This is a genomic window from Klebsiella sp. GW_Kp181, from assembly GCF_040062315.1.
GTDB lineage: Bacteria > Pseudomonadota > Gammaproteobacteria > Enterobacterales > Enterobacteriaceae > Klebsiella > Klebsiella oxytoca.
This window is the reverse complement of the sequence record NZ_JBEAFR010000033.1, coordinates 1-971: the sequence shown is the minus strand read 5'-3', so window position 1 is coordinate 971 and position 971 is coordinate 1. Positions and strand designations below refer to the sequence as shown.

General features: G+C 61.6%; 1 protein-coding gene. It reads right to left on the bottom strand.

What is annotated here, in order from left to right; all coding sequences use genetic code 11:
* Nucleotides 1-971: O9 family phosphomannomutase RfbK (gene rfbK / locus ABLV11_RS07010; protein ID WP_348855245.1), on the bottom strand; the 971-nt coding region annotated here is incomplete at both ends.

Here is a 971-nt window from a genome sequence, read left to right as displayed (position 1 = left end):
CGCACTACCGGCTCGGTGTTCGAGCTGCGCAGGTTAAAACGCCACTCCGGATATTCAATACTGATGCCGTCCGTGGTGTCCACGTTGACGGCATCCGGTTCATAGCGCTCACGGATGCGCGCTATTGCCGCCGCCGCGTTCTCCAGCTTGCGGTTTATTTCCCCCGACGCCGGGAACGCCGCCTGCCGGTCCGCCACCAGCGCCTTCAGCGGGCTGTTCTTCAGACACAGCAGCTCCGCCACCAGCAGCCACGGGATCATCCCGCTGTCGCAGTAGGCGAAATCGCGGAAATAGTGATGTGCGCTCATCTCCCCGCCGTAAATCGCATCTTCCTGACGCATCCGCTCTTTAATGAACGCATGCCCGGTCTTCGACATCACCGGCGTGCCGCCGCTGCGGGTCACCATATCCACCGTATTCCACGTCAGACGCGGGTCGTGAATAATCCGGGCGCCCGGCTGCTTCTGCAGGAACGCTTCCGCCAGCAGGCCAACAATATAATAGCCTTCGATAAATTCTGCATCGTTATCAAACATAAAGCAGCGGTCGAAGTCACCGTCAAAGGCGATACCCATGTCCGCGCCGTGCTCGCGCACCGCATCCGCGGTGTCCTGCCGGCACTCCGGCAGCAGCGGGTTCGGGATACCGTTCGGGAAGTGGCCGTCCGGCTGGTGATGCACCTTGATAAAGGTCACCGGCACGCCTGCCGCCACAAAACGTTTCTCCACTTCATCAATCACGTGACCGGCTGCGCCGTTGCCGGAGTTCACCACCAGCTTCAGCGGACGGGTGAAGCTGGCCAGGTTCACGTAGCCCATAAGGTGGTCCACGTACTCCTGCAGCACCGATATCTGACGCAGGGTGCCGCGACGGGACGCATCCACCGGCGCAAACTGGTTCTCTTCCGCCAGGCGCTGGATATCGCGCAGCCCGGTGTCGCCGCTGATGGGCTTCGCGTTTTCACGCACCAG